Below are 18,902 nucleotides of genomic sequence, written 5' to 3'. Positions count from 1 at the left end.
AAGCAATCTTTCGATTAGTGTAAAGATTGCTTCGTCGTGCCTCCTCGCAATGACGGATGGTTCGCAAGGACGGGGTAATGCCTCCTCGCAATGACGCAGTGCCTCGCAATGACGTAGGTTTAATAATTCACACTCAACCCAATCCCATAACCCATATCCGAATCATAATGACCTCGCACACCAAAATTCTTCGTCAAAATATACCTCAGATCTAACATATACTCCTTATCCGTATTCACCATAAATCCACCTCTCAGCCTCTTGGTCAAAGGAATATCCTCCCGCATTAACCCCAACCTCAACGTTCCATCATGATAAACCTCCGCCTGAAACCGAACCAGCATCGGTAAAGTATAAGCAAATCCTGCACTGAACAAAGCCCGTTCATCCTTACTATTCGCTTGGCCGAAAAGATTCTTCTCCGATTCATGGTTTTCCATTTTTCGATATCGATAATCAAAACCTACAAAAGGCATAAACCACTGCATCTTCCCAATATACCTTCCCAAATGGGTTTCCACCTCATAACCATGCATCTTATTATAACCCAAGCGCCATTCCGTGGTCAAGCTATACCTCGCATTATGGGCCATTAATTCCCCATCATTCCCATTCGTGGCAAAATCATTTTGGATCATGAAATGAGCCATGTTGCTTTCCTTCTGGAGCATGGGGTATCCCATCCGCTCATTGGGAAGATAAGGGTTTGCAGGTTGGTTCTCCGTGCTGAAAACACGACCCATACCTGCCATCATATGATAAAGGATATGGCAATGAAAAAACCAATCACCATCCGCATTGGATTCAAATTCAATAGTATCGGTTTCCATCGGCATAATATCCAACACATTTTTTAAAGGAGCATATTCGCCTTGTCCATTGATCACTCTGAAATCATGACCATGGAGATGCATCGGATGCCGCATCATGGAGTTATTGTACATGGTGATCCTTAATACTTCACCTTTCTTGATCAGGATCTTATCCGATTCGTCCAAGACCTTATTGTCCAAGCTCCAAACATAGCGGTTCATATTTCCGGTCAGTTCAAAATGTAGGTTCCGGACAGGCGCATCCTTCGGAAGGGAAGTAGGAATAGTTGATTTTAACATCCCATAATTCAGGGTTTTGATGTTTCCCGACCCTTGATGACTGTTCATATCATGTCCTTCATGGGTCGCTGAATTATCTTGCTTTTCCTGCATATCATGTCCCTTATGGTTCTCCTGCATTTGATGCCCTTCATGTGCCTCCTTCTGCTGATCTTCCATTTCTGGATACATCACCGTATTCATATCCATTTTCTGGAGCGTCATTTTCATGCCCATATCATCCAGATCCCCATTCATCTTCATCATGTCGTTCATCATCTTCATCCCCTCAAAATACTTAAGGGTAGGAAGGGGAGTGACCAACTGTTTGATGCCATTCCCTAAATAAATAGAAGAATTTCCTGTCCGATCCTCTGGCGTAGCCATGAATTCATAGGAAAATCCATCTTCCGGAATGGTCACTACCACATCGTAGGTTTCTGAAACCCCAACGATCAAACGATCAACTTCCACCGGTTCTACGTCATTTCCATCATTCGCAACCACCGTGATCTTACCACCGGCATAGGTCAACCAAAAGTAGGAAGATGCTCCGGCATTGATCACACGCAGCCTAACCTTATCACCCGCTTTGAAATCCGGATACACTTTTTCAGAGCCCCCATTAATGAGAAATTTGTTGTAATAAACGTCACTCACGTCCATGGCCAACATGCGTTTCCATTCATTCGTCACTTTGGTCTTGAAATGTCCCGCCTGGATTGCTTCTGCATAACTCTGAACTGCGTTCTTTTTGATCGCAAACCAATCATTTGCATTGTGCAACATCCGGTGTACATTGTCTGGATCAAGATCTGTCCATTCGCTAAGCACCAAGGGGATGGATGGAATATCGTCTATTCCCTTTCGGAAAGTTGGATCACCCTTCTTTTTATTGAATATGATGGCTCCATACATGCCTATTTGTTCCTGCATTCCTGAATGGCTATGGTACCAATAAGTACCATTCTGTTTGATCGGAAAACGATATACAAAAGGTTCATCGGTTTTGATGGGCATTTGGGTCAAAAAAGGAACCCCATCTTCTTTATTAGGCAGAAACACCCCATGCCAATGGAGGGATGTTCCTGCTTTCATTTTATTATGGACATGCACTTCTGCGGTATCTCCTTCTGTAAAGGTCAATGTCGGCATCGGAATACCGCCATTAACCGAAATCCCGTTCTTTGGTTTTCCGCTGAAGTTGACCATGGTATCCCTTACATAAAGATCATATCGCACGACCTGTTGTGCATCCGCCGGAAAATACAGGACTGCCGTTAATAGGAGCAGGATGTATTTCGTTAGACTTCTCATATCTTTTCTTTTACCGAACCACAGGTCAACATTTTACTGCCGAAGTAAGGGTTTTTGATCTCTTGCTCTGAACTTAACCAAAACGCACCTTTATTGTTATTTGCCATTGGGCAGAATTGCCAATAAAGAGGCTTATCCGCTTTGGCTACCTTTGCTAAGCTGTAAAGATTGTTGGAAAGATTGATGAAATTGATTCTTTGTTTATCGATGGATTTCTCCGCTGCAATTGCTGAAGCGTCTTTTTCCAAGGATTTATAGACTTTCATCCAGGCATCATGTTCTGATTTTTCCAATTTCCCCATATCCACTTGTTGAATAGCCTTGCTTAATTCTTTGGCATGAGATGCCGCGGTATTTGCATTGCTAGCGACCAAGGCATCTTTAAGACCAAGATAATGGCCATAAACCGAGTTCAGACTGGTTTCCTTGCTGTTGTTCATTTGATGGCTTGAATGGGCTGCATGATCATTTTTAGCAATATGCCCTGCATGGTCTTCTTTTGCAACCGCCGTTTCATGATCCCTATCATATAAACAACATTCATGCAATTTAGCATACACATCGTCAGGGGCACGGAATGATTCATTATCATAACCTACCTGCGCAATTTTCTTCAAAATGGCCTCTTTTGATGTTTTTGTCTTATCAAAACTGATGCTAGCCGTTTGGCTGTCTGCATCCCAATTAACCGCCGAAATGTTTTTCTCGTTTCCTGCTTTTTCAATGGTTTTTTTGCACATCCCGCAATTCCCCTTGATACTTGCTGTAATGGTTTCCTGGTTCTTGATTTGAGCCTGTAATGCTCCAATACCTAATACACTGATGAAGATATATATCGTTAATTTTTTCATTTTCTTAAATTTTTAATCACATAAAATAGCCGTCATACCGTTGGGTAATGACATCCATAGAAAAGCTAGCGATTCCTTCGAATACATCCATATTCGTAAGAATACTACCTAAATAAATTGAAATAGATTAGGCTATTTTAGGAGGGGTAAAAATTTTAGAAAATCCAGCACTGGATAGCGGCTGGTCATAGAAGTGATATTCTGTAATATTTTCAGTAGCAATAAATTGAAAATCTAAATGCTGTACCAATAAAAAGGTATGTTGTACCATAGGAATGATGCAACAGCATGGGCCATCGGAAGAACAACAGTCTTTATTCGGAGAGGCATGTTCTTGATCTGTAGAAGCATGTTCTTCAGTGTTTTCTTGCTGCGCATGCGTACAGCTCATTTCTTTTTTCGGGGAGGAATGCTCTTCACAGGCCGCTGATTGTTTTGGAATGAAGATCCAACACATCATGATTATCGGTATGTAGAGCAATTTCAACATGTCTTTATAACGACAAATCTAAAGAAATGTTTTTAATTTTTTCTATTTGGAATATCACATGTGCCATTGACCCCACAACCCATATTGAATAAAGGTAAAATGCTGAACAGCACCCCAATACCTGCGATCAACCATTGTTCTGCTTTGACTCCTTGGATAACGATGAGTATCCCCATTATTAGCCTTAGGAAGCGCATAATGGTCCATTGACTTACATATATTTTAATCTTTTCCATTTTTCTTTTTTAAGATGATAAACAATTCATTTCCTTGTCGTTCCGGGATACTGTTCCGGCAAGGCTCCATCACACTTATGTCCATTGACTTCTCGAACAGCGGTCTATATTCCGCCTCTGAACCTCCGAAAGGAGGGCCCTGTCTTTGGAATTGGGTATTGAACAATACACCGACCAACTGACCATCGGTCTTTAAAAGTTCGGCCATTTTAGAAACATATTTTGGTCTTAGTGCAGGATCCAGAGCACAGAAAAACGTTTGTTCGAGGATGAGGTCGTACCGTCCTTCCAATTCGAAAAAATCCCCATGGATGATACGGATTCCTTCTTTCCCAGCGAACTTTTCCTTCACCAGTTCCACAGCCTTCTCCGCAATGTCGATGACGGTGATATTGTTAAACCCTTGTTCCAATAAATAGGCCGCCTCATAGGCATTTCCACAGCCTGGTATCAGGATGGAAATCCCTTTGTTCTCCAAGCCGTTAATATAGTCAACCAATGGGGTGGAGGGATAACCAATATCCCAACCCAATTGATGCTGCTGCCACCTATTGTTCCAATACCCTTGATCAAGTGTTTCGCTCATTTCTTTATACCTTCAAAATTCGTAAAAAATTGCTTGATGTTTTGTAACCTAGGTTACCTGGTAAAAGCATATTGCATTTTTACCATATCAAATCCTTCCGCCCAATAATCTTTTTTCCTTTCCACTTCTACAAAACCATGCTTGGCATAAAATTCTTCCGCCAATTGGGAAGTTCGCACAGTAATATGTTTAATAGCTGGATTGCTCAATATGTGCCCCAATCGATGTTGCATCAATCTGGATCCCAAACCTTGTTGTTGCCAATCGGAAGATATAAAGTCCCAGCTCAGTTTGGCAAGATTTTCTGACAGCTCATAGTTGATGCCTGCCCCCGCAACCACTTTTCCATCTACCTCCAAAACGAAATAATCTTCCAGTTCCTTATCCAGATAGGATTTAAAATCTTCCAATTCATCCGGATGGAAATATGTTGGAATATTGGAATTCAGAACCTGTAATAAAGATTCCCGATCTCTGGTATCATATGGACGAATGTTTATTTCCATTTCTATAAGAAATTATTGGTTGAATCGTTCGAATATCTGCCAGTATTTATCTTTGAAGATATCCGCCGTGATCTCCACTCCATCATTGAACTGTGATCCTAGCCAATCTGCAATCTTAGCAGGCATCCGATAATCTTTGCAGGCAAAAAACAGCTCACATTTTCCATCACCGATTTCTCGACCGATATAGATATAACCTTCCAGATTGGGTAATAATTGTAAGGTCAGTTTGTCGATTTCTCCTAAAACATCCAAATCCTTTTGATTGGGCATGCCTGAATCATGGACCTCAAGGAAGTTGATCATCAATACCAATATCCATGGGTGGGAGGCTTTATTATCCCAGTTCAAAGCGCCGGTATTGATGGTGGAGATGATTGGGGTATCGTCTTCCAGAATCGTTTCAAAACTGGTATAGCTATCGTTTTCATCGGAATAGGTAATATCCTGGTATTTTTCCACAAATTCTTTTTCTCGCCAATTGATGTATTCCGGTAGTTTTTCAACAGGAATTTCTTCGGGAACTTCTTCTTCTGGACCAATCACTTGGATGCGGTCGATTTTTTCGATCATGGCCTCTTCACCCAGAAAATTGTCCAGGAAAATATAGACCCCATTCACGATTTCATCGGCCAATTCTTCCCTCCAATCCTTATAGATCATCACCAGATCGATCTCATCTGGATAGGCCGGATGGTTTTTTGGATAGAAAGTGATATTACTTTTGCTGAACACCAGATCCATCATCCTGATCTCAAAAGAAGGGATATTAGTTGGCGGTTTAAGGGCTTTGAAACTCCAATTTTCGATCTCGGGTGCTGCCGCCACGATTTCTTCCGCCAGGTAAACGTTCTGTATGTTCCCATCGGGAGTAAAGATCAATTCCGCGACATCATCATTCTCAATGCCTATCAGGAAAAACAATCCCAGATCCAATTCTTCGATCTTGGGTGCTAGAATGGCAATTAAATTCTCCTCTACGTTTTCTCTAGCCCTTAAGGTCTGGAGAAAGTTTTCACTATTATCCTTGAACCAATTCCAAAAGGATTGGTATTGGGAGTTTTCTATTCTGCTCAGTTCTTCGTATAGACTCATAGGCTAAATATATAAAAAAAAGGCCTAATAGCGTGTGCTAATAGGCCTTTCGTATTTTTTTTGATCCACTTATACCAAAGGAGCCGGAGCTTCTTCATCGAACAAAGGAAGTTCTTTGATGATGTTGTACCAAGTGATGATTTTTTTGATATCAGAAGAATACACACGTTCTTCATCGTGGTTAGGGGCAACTTCACGGAAAAAATTACGTAAAGTAGCGCCATCAGCTTTCACATCTGGAGTTTCCACATTATCGGTTTTGATCTTTTCAAAGATATCCAATAAACGGATTTCCTCATCTTCTCCGTAGATGGTGATGTCTTCCAATGTTGCCATTTTGGTTGTAGAAAGGTTGACTACAGATTTCAGCTTGCTAGCGTCTAAGGTTTCCAATACGAAACCACCTTTATTTTGTCCGATTAATTTGAACAGGCCTGGTTTACCAGTAACTGATACTAATCCTCTTAAATTCATGGGTATAAAACGTTATTAATCCTCGATTACTTCAATTCCTAAGATTCTGTCGCCTTGACGGATATCATCCACTACAGCCACATTTTCGATCACTTTACCGAAACAAGTGTGGTTGCGGTCAAGGTGAGCGGTATTGTTACGGCTATGGCAGATAAAGAATTGAGAACCTCCAGTATTACGGCCAGCATGAGCCATGGATAATACACCACGGTCATGGTATTGGTTCTCACCAGTCAATTCACAATCAATTTTGTAGCCAGGACCACCAGTTCCCGGAACACCAGTTGCACCTTCGCGGGTGTTTGGACATCCACCTTGGATTACAAAATCAGGGATTACACGGTGGAAAGTCAGTCCATCATAATATCCTGATTTAGCTAACTTGATAAAGTTTGCCACCGTATTTGGAGCGTCTGCTGTGTAGAATTCCACAGTCATGTCGCCTTTTTCAGTCTTGATAATTGCTTTACTCATAGTTTTCAAAATTATTGAAATAAGTCACAAAGATACATTTTCTCGTACTATTTTTCTATCTTTAAGCAGATAGGGTTCTTAGCGTCTTGATAATCAGTCATATGGAAAAAATGGTGATCCGCGAATGGGCGGAGGCAGATAGACCTAGAGAAAAACTATTGACCTTGGGGAGAAGGGCCGTAACAAACGCCGAGCTATTGGCGATATTTTTGGGTTCTGGTTCGACGGAAGAAACGGCCGTTGAACTCTGTAAAAGGATATTGCTCAGTGTGGATAATAATCTGCTAAGATTATCTCGATTGGAAGTAAATGATCTGTGCAGATTTAAGGGGATAGGAACAGCTAAGGCGGTCAGTATCATAGCCGCATTAGAACTGGGAAGGAGAAGGCAGGAGACGGATGGAGCCCTTCAGGAACCATTGAACAACAGTAAATTGGCCTATATCTATATCAAGGACCAACTACAGGATCTGCCACATGAAGAATTCTGGGTCATTTATCTTTCCATTTCCTGTAAACCCTTGGATAGGCAACAAATAAGCCGAGGGGGAAATGATTTTACACCAGTTGATATTCGAATTATCCTTCGGCATGCCCTTATCAACCAGGCACATTCGCTTATTCTGGTCCACAACCATCCCTCTGGTACCTTAAAACCCAGTGAAGCCGACAAAGCACTCACCAAGAAAATACAAGCGGCAGCAAAAACGATGGATATCTATGTAATAGACCACCTGATCATCACTGATTCCAGTTATTACAGTTTTAAGGATGAAATGCTGATCTAGTTCTTTCTTACCATACATCAATGCGTAGACAAACCAATATCAGCATCTTTGTGTTATAAAAATTGGAGGAAAACAAAATGGCAAAATACACATTGCATAAAGCAGATTCTAGGGGTGATGCGAACCATGGATGGTTGCATTCTAAACATACATTCAGTTTTGCTGGATATTATAATGCCGAACGCATGAACTTCGGAGCGTTAAGGGTATTGAACGATGATTATGTTGCAGGAGGTATGGGTTTTGGAAGACACCCTCACAGCAATATGGAAATCATTTCGATCCCTTTGGAGGGTGAATTGGCGCATAATGATAGCATGGGTACCGGTTCGGTGATCAAAAAGGGAGATATTCAGGTAATGAGTGCAGGAACAGGTATCGAACATAGTGAATACAACCACAGCGAGACAAAACCAGTAAGATTTTTGCAGATCTGGTTGATTCCGAATAAGCAGAATGTAGAACCTAGATACGATCAATTGAGTATTGATTTTGATAAGGCAAAAAACAATTTTTTGCAGATTCTATCTCCGGAGAAGGATGATGATGGGGTTTGGATCCATCAAAATGCTTGGTTCCATTGGGCTGATTTTTCGGCTGGTTATGAACGGGAGTATGTGTTGAAGGATAAACATAATGGATTGTATGTTTTTGTGTTGAAAGGGGATGTGGAAGTTTCGGGACATAAATTGGAGAGCAGGGATGGGTTAGGTATTGTTGGAGAGGAGCATGTGACGATAAAGGCAGATACTCAAGCAGAATTTCTGTTGATGGAAGTTCCTGTTTAAGACCTCGTCATTGCGAGGAGTCTACGTCATTGCGAGGCACGAAGCAATATTTAACACGTCATTACGAGGCCTCTCGTCATTGCGAGGCACGAAGCAATCTTCCCACATGTCATGCTGAGCATCGTCGAAGCATCTGTTCGTTATTAACCGTACAGATCCTTCGACTGCGCTCAGGATGACAAAAAGATTGTGCTCAGGATGACAAAGTCCAAAGATTGCTTCGTCGTGCCTCTTCGCAATGACGTAGACCCCTCCTCGCAATGACGAACCTTGTCAAGCTGTTTTTTGTTTCTCCTTACTATTCTTAACGATCAGCATCATTCCATTCTCAATTTCCAGAAAACCATATTCATAGCTAAAGTAATAGGTTTGCCCTTTATTCGTATTTAATATATGAGTGTGGTAATCAATAGAAAACCCTTCCGATAATAATTTCACTTTATTCACCTTTACCATTTTTTCTTCCCCCAGGTAGGTTTCCAAAATCCTCCTGTTCCTTTTCAATTTTCGGTTTATTTTTCGGAGTACATCCTCATCGTTACTGTTTTTCCGGTTATTGAACACATTACGGCAATTATCATCACAGAACTTTTTATCCGACCTTCCTCTAATGATCCGATGACATTCTGAACAGGTTTTCTCTTCCATATGGGTTTGTATAAGCTAATTAAACGATTTTAAACATTTATATCCAGCTATAATTAATTGATATCCGAGTGTTGCTGGCCATACGATGCAACTTTGAACTGTGTAATCAAGCCTTCTGGCAGTTAATATATAAAAACAAGTTAAAGTTATGATTATGAGTTCATTAAAAAATTCAGTACAATTATTAGGTAGATTAGGAAGAGATGCGCAGGTAAAGGTTAGTCAAAACGGGGTCCAATATTGCCATATCAGTTTTGTGACCAATTTAACCTACCTGGATAAAGATAAAAATGAGGTTTCCACCGTGCAATGGCACTCGTTGAGTATCTGGGGGAGCCTGACCAGGGTCTTGGAGAAAAAAGGGCAGAAGGGAAGCCTTTGGATTGTCCAAGGCAAGCTGGTCAATAACACCTACCTCGATAGAAATGGTATGGAGCAACGGAAAACCGAAGTTCGGGTAGACCGATTATTGTTCCTATCCAGCCCCAATGAAACCAACCTGCCTATAACAGAGGCCATGGCTGCGTCGGCAAAATCATAATAGACAAAATCATATTATAATATAATTCATTAGATAATATAATTCATAAGATAATATAAATCATAGAATAGCTTTTAAAGCACAAAAAAGGTGGGCCATTTCCGAATGGCCCACCTTTTTCATTTAACTGTTACAGTTACTTTTCTACTATAGTCATAGCAATTATTCTGGTAAATTCCAGCCGGCAATCTTTGCTACCGTTTTAGGAATATCGATATTATCCATTTTATTCTTGAACTGCTCCGCACCTACACCGATAGCAAATACCGGAATATAAGCCGCAGAATGGCTTCCAGATGCCCAACTCAACGAAGATGCTTTGTTCAACGCGTTTACCGCTAAAGAAGCAATCTTATCATTGGATGCATATAAGCTTTTTTGCGTTTCGTTCTGGTGGTTCACAAAACTTTTCTCGTAAGCTGCAAAGATTTCTTTTTCGTCTTTCTCTGCTACTTTAACATCTTTCCAAAGTCCAGTATGTTCTGTTAGGAAAGCTTTCACCTGATCCCAAGATGCTGATGCATTCTTAGTACGGAAGTCGTTGATCAATGTAGACATCACTTCCTGAGAGATCTTTTGGTTAGCAATGGTTTTCAAACGTAAGGTAGAACTTCCATTACCCAAAGCCAATCCTCCAGTTTCATGATCCGCTGTAACCACGATCAATGTTTCTTCTGGGTGTTTTTGGTAAAATTCGTAAGCCTTTGCTACCGCCGAATTGAAATCCAAAACCTCCTGAATCGTTGCGGCACCATCATTAGCATGACAAGCCCAATCGATCTTTCCACCTTCAACCATTAAGAAGAAACCGTTCTTTCCTTTGCTCAAGGATTCGATAGCTGCAGATGTGATTTCCGCCAACTTAAGATCACCAGGCTTTTGGTCGATCGCATACTTTAAGGATACATTATTTGCACCTTTATTGTTCATTAAAATGATCTTATCAGAAGAAGCTTTTGCCTGGTTGTATTCGGCAATACCATTCACCAATTTATAACCTGCTTTTTCCAATTGTGGCAACAAGGAAGGAACTTCCTCTTTTTTGGCATTGGTAGTTGGTTTTAGGAAACCTGAACCGCCAAAGAAATCAAATTTAGATTTGATGATATCCAAACCGATCTCATGATACATGTCGCGATCCGGTTGGTTTGCATAAAAAGAAGCCGGAGTAGCATGGTCGATACTCACGCTAGAAGTAATACCCACTTTCATACCTTTTTCTTTGGCAAGGTAAGCAATGCTTTTATAAGGTTTCACACCGGCACTATCCATACCGATCACTCCATTTTTAGTTTTATGGCCAACCGCCAAAGCCGTACCACCAGCTCCTGAATCCGTAACCCCATGCGATAGGGAATGGGATGTCGCGAAAGCAACATGAGGAAACTTACTGAAAACCAAAGGTAGGGTACCATTCTTATTCTGTTGAGCAGCTAAAAATGCTTCCGCTACATTTACTTGGCTAAGACCCATTCCGTCTCCAATCAAGAAAAAGATATACTTCGGTTGCTTTTGGGCATTGGCTATACCCGTGAAAAGAATTAATGCTAAAAATAAATTAAATAGTCTTTTATTCATGTCGTATTTCGAATATGTATAATATGTTTACAAAAATAGGGTTCAGAAGTTAAGTTAATATTAATTTAATAATGAAATCCCATGCAAACAAATTGTTACATGGTTTGTTACTGCATTATCACTAATCGTATTTATTATGGAAAACCGATTGCTAAATGCAGCCCGCTCTCTTTTTGATGGAGATACCATCAATGGATTAGCTCAACGAGAAGGGTTGACTTCAGAACAAGTAAATAAAGGATTGGATGCTTCGCTTCCAGCTTTATTTTTGGGCCTACAACAGCAACCAGAAGGTGCTTTGCAGGGAATTTTAGACAAATTTAAAGGAATGTTCACCGGAACAAATGAACCCGGGCAGGACATCAATGTTCCTATAGACCGCCCAGATTCCGGATTTGGAAATGAGACCCAAGGATTGATCGGCCAATTATTTGGCGGAAAACTAGACCTCGTTCTAGAGAAATTATCAGGGTTTTTGGGGATGAACGGAGGTTCGGTCATGAACTTATTAAAAGCTGCAGTACCATCTGTTATTTCAGCCTTGACCATGAACGGGGTGAATTGGAATGCTAGCCGTATTTCCAGCGACCTAAACGAAAACAAAGCCGGATTTTTGAGTGCATTACCAGCTGGCCTTTCCTTAGGCCTATTCGGAGATGGAATTTCCCGTACGGAGCCAATCGTAGATCCTGTAAAAGATGTATTGGTAGAAGAACCAGTAGTGCCTGTAAGAGAACGCGTTGAACCAGTTACGCCGGTAAGAAACATCAATGAACCGGTGGTGGTAGAAGAAGAACGTAAGCGCGGGGGTGGTCTTTGGTGGCTTCTGATTCCATTATTGTTATTGGCACTATGGTTCCTGTTTGGTAAAAACTTCCGCAATGATGACAAAGCGGCGACCACTGATACCACGGTTGTTGTTAATCCTGTGGAGCCAGATACCATCACAACAACGGTTCCAGCTCGTGAATCGATCATGGTTACCCTTCCTGATGGAAGTACGTTGAACGCTTACAAAGGCGGAATCGAAGATCAGTTGGTTCAGTTCTTGACCGCTGGTTACAGCACCATGTCGGATGATGACCTGAAAAACCGTTGGTTCGATTTTGATAACCTTAATTTCGAAACCGGTACATCGACCATCGTTCCGGAAAGCCAAGATCAGGTAAATAACATTGCTGCCATCTTGAAAGCATTCCCCGATACCAAAATCAAAATCGGTGGATATACCGACAAGACTGGTGATGAAGATCTTAACAAGAAATTATCTAATGATCGTGCCGTTGCAGTGAAAAATGCATTGGATGCGAAAGGGGTAGGAGCTCAAGTTATTGAGACCGAAGGTTATGGTTCTGAATTTGCGAAGTATGATGCTTCAGCACCAGAGTCTGACCGTATCCTAGACAGAAGAGTTTCTGTGAGTGTTCGTAAGTAATTTTGCTCAACATTAATTAAGCAAGAGAACGCTTATATACAACCATACCGTTCTATGCTTGCATAGAACAAAACGGGGATAGTAAAGATTATCTAATCTTTTTACTATCCCTATTTTTATTTAATTATTTTTGGGACATGCTAACAACGACCCAGAAAAACATGATTCAGGATGATTTTGAAAAATTCATCAAGCATTTAGGTGCCGAAAGAAGGGGATTGGATTTTCAATTGTTTGGCGAATATGCCGGATCCATATTGAACTTCTATGTGGGGAGTTCTTTGCTCAGCCTAGCTGAAAAGCCTGAGGCGGCCCTTCAGCTAAGTAAGCTATTCAATGCGGGCATGAAGAACATCATTTCCGCTACAGACCTGCAAGAAATAGCCGAGGCGATCTCACAGGATACTACCTTAAATTATTCCGTTATTCAGCCAGTATTTGGCTAGTTTGATCCACAAGATCTTCTTGATTGGTCCAAACGAGGTTCTGGATCTGGTAGCCATAAGCTAGGGCATAATCCAAATAGATTTTCTTTCTATCTTCCGAAAGCTCCTTGCTGCGGGATAAAATCCACATATAATCCAGATTTTCGCCAAAGATCAATACATCCTCGTAATTTGGATTTAATTGAACGATGTTATACCCGGAATAGAACGGTCCGAAAAAGGAAACCTTTAATGCACCTTCCGTCTCACTGTCAATAAATTTCGCTTTTCCTGTCCTTTGCTTTAATTCTCCGGTACGCATATCTATACCTTGATTAAGTACCTTGATACTGCCATCTTCATTGAATTCATAGGTCGCACTTACATTCCTTAAGTTCTTTTCATGCTTGAAATCCAATCGGGCAATTTCATACCATAAACCTAAATATTTGTTGATATCGAAATTGCGAACAACTTCCACGTTAGAGCGGATGGGTTTCAGGTAGTTGTATAGCACAGACCCTAATGCAACGGCAGATAATGCGATAAGTGATTTTTTCTTGTTCATTGTAATTTTTTAATAATAAACAACCTAAAGTGGATAAAAGTTTAGGGAGATTCCTAGCTTTGCCTAAAATTAACGATTTGTACTCAAGAGAAGAAGCGAAGAAGATAAAAGAAAACTTTTGGACCAGTTTCGGCCAATATATGTCCGTGGTTCCTAATGTAGATGGGGAGAAGGTCACTTGGGTAAACTATAAAACCGGTATCAAACACCTGTTTTTCAGGATGGACGCCGATAATAAACACGCGACAATTGCTATTGAAATCGCTAATCCTGACGAAGGCATCAGGGCATTGATTTGGGAGCAGTTCAAGGAATATGAACAAATGCTTTTAGAGGAACTCCAAGAAGAATGGATCTGGGATTTTGATTATTACGATGAGTACGGAAAAGCAAAGTCCAGGATATTCATTGATATAAGGGGTGTTAGTGTTTTCAAACAGGAAGATTGGCCACAGCTGATTTCCTTTTTCAAACCAAGGATCATGGCATTGGATAGTTTTTGGTCTTCCGCGCAGTATGGTTTTGAACTCTTTAAATAATATCAATAAATAATAACAGTATATATGAAACTAGTAGGTAGAATTCTAGTGTTTTTTATGATCCTGACAAGCAGCCAGGATGTGATGGCTTGGGGAATGACCGGGCACCGGGTGATTGCAGAGATTGCCGAAAAACACCTCAACCGCAAAGCTAAGCGAAACATAGAGAAATTGATTGGTCACCAAAAACTGGCCTATTGGTCCAATTGGGCAGACTTCATCAAATCATCTCCGGATACCCTGATCAATCGTACCGGATCTTGGCATTTTTTGAATACAGCCGGAAACCTGACCTACGAGCAGTTTTTAGTTGCCTTGCAGAATTCACCAGAAGAGAACCTGTACAAAGCCTACAACCGGGTCAGAAAACAGGTGGTCAATAAGGAGTTGACCTTGGAACAAAGGCAGCAAGCTTTTTATTTTTTGGTGCATCTCTTGGGCGATGCGCACCAGCCGATGCATGTCAGTCGGGCGGAAGATTTAGGTGGAAATCGGATCTCCATTACCTTTTTTGGTCGTGAGGGCAATATTCATCGCGTTTGGGACAGCGACCTTGTTGACAATGAAAAATGGTCCTATACCGAGTTTGCTCGGGTATTGGACTATGAGAAATATTTCTATAAGCAATACACCAATTCCACATTGGAGGAATGGCTATATGAATCGCATAAGCTTGCGAATATCATCTATGATGATGTAGCAAAAAACAACAAACTTTCCTATGACTATATCTTTAAGTTCAAGAGTCCAATGGAAGAGTGTTTATTGAAAGCTGGCTTGCGTTTGGCCAAGGAACTGAACAGTATCTTTGGTTAAAAGCGTAACAAACCTTAAAGAAAAATGCCCTGAGGAGTTAATCCTTCAGGGCATTTTTTATTTCAACATTTCATTCATGCTCTTGAACACATGGGAATCATTCATCTGCTTGGTCAATGTAATATTCTTCTTATTGAACGTAATGCTTTTTTCAGTTTTATCAACTACATACGGACTGCTTTTTAACTTTCTGAAAGAGATCTGTGAAATCAAAAAGCCAAGTTCCTCTTCCCAGTGGGAGACCCTGTTCAATATAAACTGTTCAAATATTTTTCCGGCTATTTTCTCCTGGAGTTTTTCTTCGTTTATGATTTCATTCTTTTTGATCTGGCAATAAACCATATCACCCTTTTCAAAACAGTCGAACTTGTTTCCTCGGGTGATTTTTACAGCTGTTTTTTTATCAAAAAGTTCCATGTGCATGAATTCCAGGGCGATACCACTTTTTTCATTCGCTGGGAACCTGAAAGATTGCTGCCGGATATAGGTTTTAACCTCTTCCATGGAGATCAGGGGATGTGCATAGATTGTTGGTAAGGCAGGGTTCTTCAGATCCAGGATGATCCCTTCCTCCGTTGAACTGACCAATTCATAGCCTTTACCGTCGATTTCTAAATACATAGCGCAAATTAACCATTTTGGGTTAGAATTCTTATGTTTGTAATAAGAACGTTCTTCGTTCTATTACTATAAAACAAAAGGTTTAATTATGAAACAATATGTATTTATGGCGGCTTTGATGGCCAGCACAGGATTCTCCTATGCACAGCAACATCAAGCGATCAATCCGTCGTACATGGACAAAACTGTCCGCCCACAAGATGATCTGTACAATTACGTAAATGGTAATTGGATGAAAACGGTTCAGATCCCTTCCGATAAAGCGCGTTGGGGTTCTTTCGACGAGCTTAGAGAAAATACGGATAAGGCGTCTTTAAAGATCCTAAAGGAATCTCTGGACCAGAAGTTCGAGAAAGGTTCGGATGGACAGAAAATCGCTGACCTTTACCGTTCCTATGTGGATTTCGAAACCAGAAATAAATTAGGATACGAGCCAATCCGCCAACAATTAGCGGATATCGATAAGGTGAACAACCTGAACGACCTGTATAATTACTTCGTGAAATATGGTGCTACCGGCGGAAACCCATTCTTTGGGGCATATGTTTATGCGCACATGAAAAACAGTAAAATGAATGCTGTTTATCTTGGTGGTGGAGGTTTAGGCCTTGGGCGTAACTATTACCAAAAGGTAGATGAGAAAAACACCGAAACGTTGGGTAACTATAATCAATACATCAATACCCTATACAACAAGATCGACCCAAGAACTAGAGATCTGAAAGGTCCTAAAGTAATCGAGTTCGAAAAGTTGATCGCTGCTAACCTAAAAACGGTAGAAGAATCCAGAGATGCACAGAAACGATATAACCCAGTTGCGGTGAAGGATCTAGGCAAAATGGTGAAGAACATCGATGTAGCGAAATATGTGAAAACCTTAGGTTTCCAAGCTGACACGGTGATCATTGGCGAAATTAAATATTACCAGAATCTGGATAAGATCGTCAATCAGGAAAACCTACCGGTGATCAAGGAATATCTGAAATTCCATGTAATGGATGATGCTACAGGCTACCTGACCAAAGAACTGGATGAACTTTCCTTTAATTTCTATGGTCGTACCTTAAAAGGTCAGCAAGAACAACGTGCCTTGGATATGCGCGGATTGGAGTTTGTGAATGGTACAGTGGGTGAGCTTTTGGGAAAAATCTATGTGAAGGATAATTTCCCGGCAGAAGCGAAACAGGCCTGTGAGGAATTGGTTCAATACCTGATCAAATCATTTGATCTACATATCAAGAACTTGGCTTGGATGTCGCCAACTACGAAAGAAAAAGCATTGGAGAAATTGTCAAAATTCAATGTGAAGATCGGTTACCCGGACAAGTGGAAAGATTATTCTTCTTTAACGATCGGTACTTCGTTGGTAGAGAATGTAAATAATGCGAAATTATGGTCATTTAAGGAGAACTTGGCGAAACAAGGAAAGCCAGTGGATAAGTCGGAGTGGGGTATGACACCTCAAACGGTAAATGCGTACTACAATCCAATGTTCAACGAGATTGTATTCCCGGCAGCTATCCTTCAGCCGCCTTTCTATGATTACAAAGCAGATCCTGCAGTAAACTTTGGCGGAATTGGTGCCGTAATAGGTCACGAATTATCCCATGGTTTTGATGATTCAGGTTCGCAATATGATGGTAATGGAAACCTGAGCAACTGGTGGACCAATGAAGACCGTGCTAAATTTGAAAAAGCAGCAGATGCCTTGGTTGCACAGTTCGAGTCTTATGAACCGGTACCAGGTGTATTTGTAAATGGTAGATTTACCTTGGGCGAGAATATCGGTGACCTTGGTGGATCATCGGTTGCTTTTGATGCTATGCAAGCTTACCTAAAAGATAAAGGGAACCCAGGTCTGATCGATGGTTATACCCAAGATCAGCGTTTCTTCCTTTCATGGGCAACCATCTGGAGAGCGAAAACCACGGATGAATTTGTGGTGAACCAAGTGAAAACAGATCCACATTCGCCAGCGCAATACCGTGCGATTGGACCAACCATCAACTTGGACGCATTCCATAAGGCATTTGGAACCAAAGAAGGCGATAAGCTTTATGTTCCTAAAGATAAAAGGATTGTTATTTGGTAATCAGACCAAATGAATATAAAAACAAAAGGTCCTGATCTCACATCAGAACCTTTTGATTATACAGGAGCTGCCTCAGGGCGGCTCTTTGTATTAATGAGTTGTTGTATCATCTACAGGCCCATCTGGAGCATTCTCCATAACAGATTTAATACCGTTTGAGCGACCTGCTTCACTTTCGTACATTTCACTTGTACCGATGATCTGACCATTTCCAGCTTTCAGATTGAAATAGAACTTACCGTTCTTCGCTGTCAATTTGTCGAACTTACTTTCATCTGCAGCATTCTTCTTTACTGATGCAATGCCATTTTCACAAGCTGCTTTGGTGGTGTAGCCTTCGCTACTTAAAATAACCTGGCCGTTGGAAGCCTTTAGGTTGAATTGAAATTCTCCGTTTTTCCTAGTAGAGATTACAAACTTTCCCATAATCGATTTTGTTGTTTATAACCTAATTTACTAAATTTCAATAAATAGTAGATAGGCTTAAAAAACTTTTTTCTTAAGCAAGGAGCTTTCCATCTACATAATACCATATTCCTTGCAGTTTTTTGAAATTGGATTTCTCGTGATGCTCCTGCAAAACCATATTCCTATCCAAATAAATGGCTTTGAATTCAACTGTTGATGGGGTGGTTTTCAGGATGTTAAGTTCCTGCCAATTAGATTCGCGACTCCATTGTTCAATTTCTTTTTTGTTCTGAAACCTTCGGGTCTGGGGATGGAAAGTTTCATAGATAAAATCTATCTTTTGTAACACAAATGCTGTATACCGAGCACGCATCAATTGCTCGCATGTTTCGGCATTCTTAAGATTCGAGTGCACCAATTCACAACATTGCCCATAAGGTAGGGCAGACCCACAAAAACAATTTTCGCTCATCATCAGCGAAGATAAAAAGGAAATTTTGCTATCGAAAATTTGTATATAAAGAATGTTACAAAC

Annotated in this window: 23 protein-coding genes; 8 read left to right on the top strand and 15 right to left on the bottom strand. The window is 40.7% G+C overall.

The genetic code is table 11. The features are described 5' to 3' along the window. Positions 1–119: 119 nt before the first annotated feature. From E3D81_RS06660 to E3D81_RS06620, 9 genes are all read right to left on the bottom strand, one after another. Entirely contained in the window at positions 120–2,408 is a 2,289-nt protein-coding gene (locus tag E3D81_RS06660) for a multicopper oxidase domain-containing protein (RefSeq protein WP_134776886.1), read from the bottom strand. Then, on the bottom strand, positions 2,405–3,259 hold the full coding sequence (locus E3D81_RS06655; protein ID WP_209023117.1) for a DUF3347 domain-containing protein: 855 nt from the start codon (positions 3,257–3,259) through the stop codon (positions 2,405–2,407). The genes E3D81_RS06660 and E3D81_RS06655 overlap by 4 nt, the downstream gene beginning before the upstream one ends. A gap of 127 nt (positions 3,260–3,386) precedes the next feature. Continuing rightward, a complete protein-coding gene (locus E3D81_RS06650; protein WP_134776885.1) occupies positions 3,387–3,719 on the bottom strand; it encodes a hypothetical protein in 333 nt (110 codons plus the stop codon). 62 nt (positions 3,720–3,781) lie between these two features. Beyond that, positions 3,782–3,985 (bottom strand): hypothetical protein, encoded by a 204-nt coding sequence (locus tag E3D81_RS06645; RefSeq protein WP_209023116.1) that lies wholly within the window; start codon positions 3,983–3,985, stop codon positions 3,782–3,784. Next, entirely contained in the window at positions 3,972–4,571 is a 600-nt protein-coding gene (locus tag E3D81_RS06640) for a methyltransferase domain-containing protein (RefSeq protein WP_134776884.1), read from the bottom strand. Before E3D81_RS06640 ends, E3D81_RS06645 begins: the two co-directional genes overlap by 14 nt. A 53-nt stretch (positions 4,572–4,624) precedes the next feature. Further along, entirely contained in the window at positions 4,625–5,077 is a 453-nt protein-coding gene (locus E3D81_RS06635) for a GNAT family N-acetyltransferase (protein WP_134776883.1), read from the bottom strand. 12 nt (positions 5,078–5,089) lie between these two features. After that, positions 5,090–6,172, bottom strand: coding sequence for a DUF695 domain-containing protein (locus E3D81_RS06630; protein ID WP_134776882.1), 1,083 nt, complete (start codon positions 6,170–6,172; stop codon positions 5,090–5,092). Positions 6,173–6,241: 69 nt separating this feature from the next. Further along, positions 6,242–6,646, bottom strand: coding sequence for a DUF5606 domain-containing protein (locus E3D81_RS06625; RefSeq protein WP_099367341.1), 405 nt, complete (start codon positions 6,644–6,646; stop codon positions 6,242–6,244). A 15-nt stretch (positions 6,647–6,661) separates the two neighbouring features. After that, positions 6,662–7,120, bottom strand: a complete 459-nt coding sequence (locus E3D81_RS06620) for a peptidylprolyl isomerase (RefSeq protein ID WP_099367340.1) — start codon at positions 7,118–7,120, stop codon at positions 6,662–6,664. Between the two features lie 101 nt (positions 7,121–7,221). Here E3D81_RS06620 and radC point away from each other — a divergent pair, with 101 nt between their 5' ends. Together radC and E3D81_RS06610 are read left to right on the top strand one after the other, a co-directional pair. Further along, entirely contained in the window at positions 7,222–7,908 is a 687-nt protein-coding gene (radC, locus tag E3D81_RS06615; protein WP_134776881.1) for a RadC family protein, read from the top strand. A gap of 77 nt (positions 7,909–7,985) precedes the next feature. After that, complete coding sequence (locus E3D81_RS06610) at positions 7,986–8,696, top strand: pirin family protein (protein ID WP_134776880.1); 711 nt, start codon at positions 7,986–7,988, stop codon at positions 8,694–8,696. Positions 8,697–8,969: 273 nt separating this feature from the next. Here the strand turns inward: E3D81_RS06610 and E3D81_RS06605 are convergent, their stop codons facing one another. Next, complete coding sequence (locus tag E3D81_RS06605; protein WP_134776879.1) at positions 8,970–9,344, bottom strand: hypothetical protein; 375 nt, start codon at positions 9,342–9,344, stop codon at positions 8,970–8,972. Between the two features lie 154 nt (positions 9,345–9,498). Between E3D81_RS06605 and E3D81_RS06600 the strand changes: the two genes are divergently transcribed. Continuing rightward, a complete protein-coding gene (locus E3D81_RS06600; protein WP_167554251.1) occupies positions 9,499–9,885 on the top strand; it encodes a single-stranded DNA-binding protein in 387 nt (128 codons plus the stop codon). Positions 9,886–10,047: 162 nt separating this feature from the next. Here the strand turns inward: E3D81_RS06600 and E3D81_RS06595 are convergent, their stop codons facing one another. After that, positions 10,048–11,463, bottom strand: a complete 1,416-nt coding sequence (locus E3D81_RS06595) for an alkaline phosphatase (RefSeq protein WP_134776877.1) — start codon at positions 11,461–11,463, stop codon at positions 10,048–10,050. Between the two features lie 136 nt (positions 11,464–11,599). Here E3D81_RS06595 and E3D81_RS06590 point away from each other — a divergent pair, with 136 nt between their 5' ends. Then, complete coding sequence (locus E3D81_RS06590) at positions 11,600–12,898, top strand: OmpA family protein (protein ID WP_134776876.1); 1,299 nt, start codon at positions 11,600–11,602, stop codon at positions 12,896–12,898. A 137-nt stretch (positions 12,899–13,035) separates the two neighbouring features. Continuing rightward, positions 13,036–13,344 (top strand): hypothetical protein, encoded by a 309-nt coding sequence (locus tag E3D81_RS06585; protein ID WP_099367333.1) that lies wholly within the window; start codon positions 13,036–13,038, stop codon positions 13,342–13,344. On the opposite strand, the gene E3D81_RS06580 is transcribed toward E3D81_RS06585, so the two are convergent. Next, positions 13,322–13,891 carry a lipocalin family protein gene (locus E3D81_RS06580; protein WP_099367332.1) on the bottom strand — a complete coding sequence of 190 codons (570 nt, stop codon included), beginning with the start codon at positions 13,889–13,891 and terminating at the stop codon, positions 13,322–13,324. The two genes, E3D81_RS06585 and E3D81_RS06580, sit on opposite strands and share 23 nt — an antisense overlap. A gap of 77 nt (positions 13,892–13,968) precedes the next feature. Here E3D81_RS06580 and E3D81_RS06575 point away from each other — a divergent pair, with 77 nt between their 5' ends. Then, a complete protein-coding gene (locus E3D81_RS06575; protein ID WP_134778403.1) occupies positions 13,969–14,430 on the top strand; it encodes a DUF4268 domain-containing protein in 462 nt (153 codons plus the stop codon). 24 nt (positions 14,431–14,454) lie between these two features. Continuing rightward, on the top strand, positions 14,455–15,246 hold the full coding sequence (locus tag E3D81_RS06570) for a S1/P1 nuclease (RefSeq protein ID WP_209023115.1): 792 nt from the start codon (positions 14,455–14,457) through the stop codon (positions 15,244–15,246). A 57-nt stretch (positions 15,247–15,303) separates the two neighbouring features. Here E3D81_RS06570 and E3D81_RS06565 read toward each other — a convergent pair whose 3' ends face one another. Continuing rightward, a complete protein-coding gene (locus E3D81_RS06565; protein ID WP_134776875.1) occupies positions 15,304–15,867 on the bottom strand; it encodes a hypothetical protein in 564 nt (187 codons plus the stop codon). 88 nt (positions 15,868–15,955) lie between these two features. On the opposite strand from E3D81_RS06565, the gene E3D81_RS06560 reads away from it, so the two are divergent. Continuing rightward, positions 15,956–17,959, top strand: a complete 2,004-nt coding sequence (locus E3D81_RS06560) for a M13 family metallopeptidase (RefSeq protein ID WP_134776874.1) — start codon at positions 15,956–15,958, stop codon at positions 17,957–17,959. A 90-nt stretch (positions 17,960–18,049) separates the two neighbouring features. Here the strand turns inward: E3D81_RS06560 and E3D81_RS06555 are convergent, their stop codons facing one another. Then, positions 18,050–18,388 carry a YegP family protein gene (locus tag E3D81_RS06555; protein WP_373560880.1) on the bottom strand — a complete coding sequence of 113 codons (339 nt, stop codon included), beginning with the start codon at positions 18,386–18,388 and terminating at the stop codon, positions 18,050–18,052. A 70-nt stretch (positions 18,389–18,458) separates the two neighbouring features. After that, positions 18,459–18,842, bottom strand: coding sequence for a YchJ family protein (locus tag E3D81_RS06550; RefSeq protein ID WP_245153303.1), 384 nt, complete (start codon positions 18,840–18,842; stop codon positions 18,459–18,461). Between the last annotated feature and the right edge of the window lie 60 nt (positions 18,843–18,902).

The organism is Sphingobacterium sp. CZ-2 (assembly GCF_004526235.1).
GTDB lineage: Bacteria > Bacteroidota > Bacteroidia > Sphingobacteriales > Sphingobacteriaceae > Sphingobacterium > Sphingobacterium tenebrionis.
Note: the sequence above shows the minus strand (reverse complement) of the source record. Positions and strands in the feature narration are given on the sequence as shown.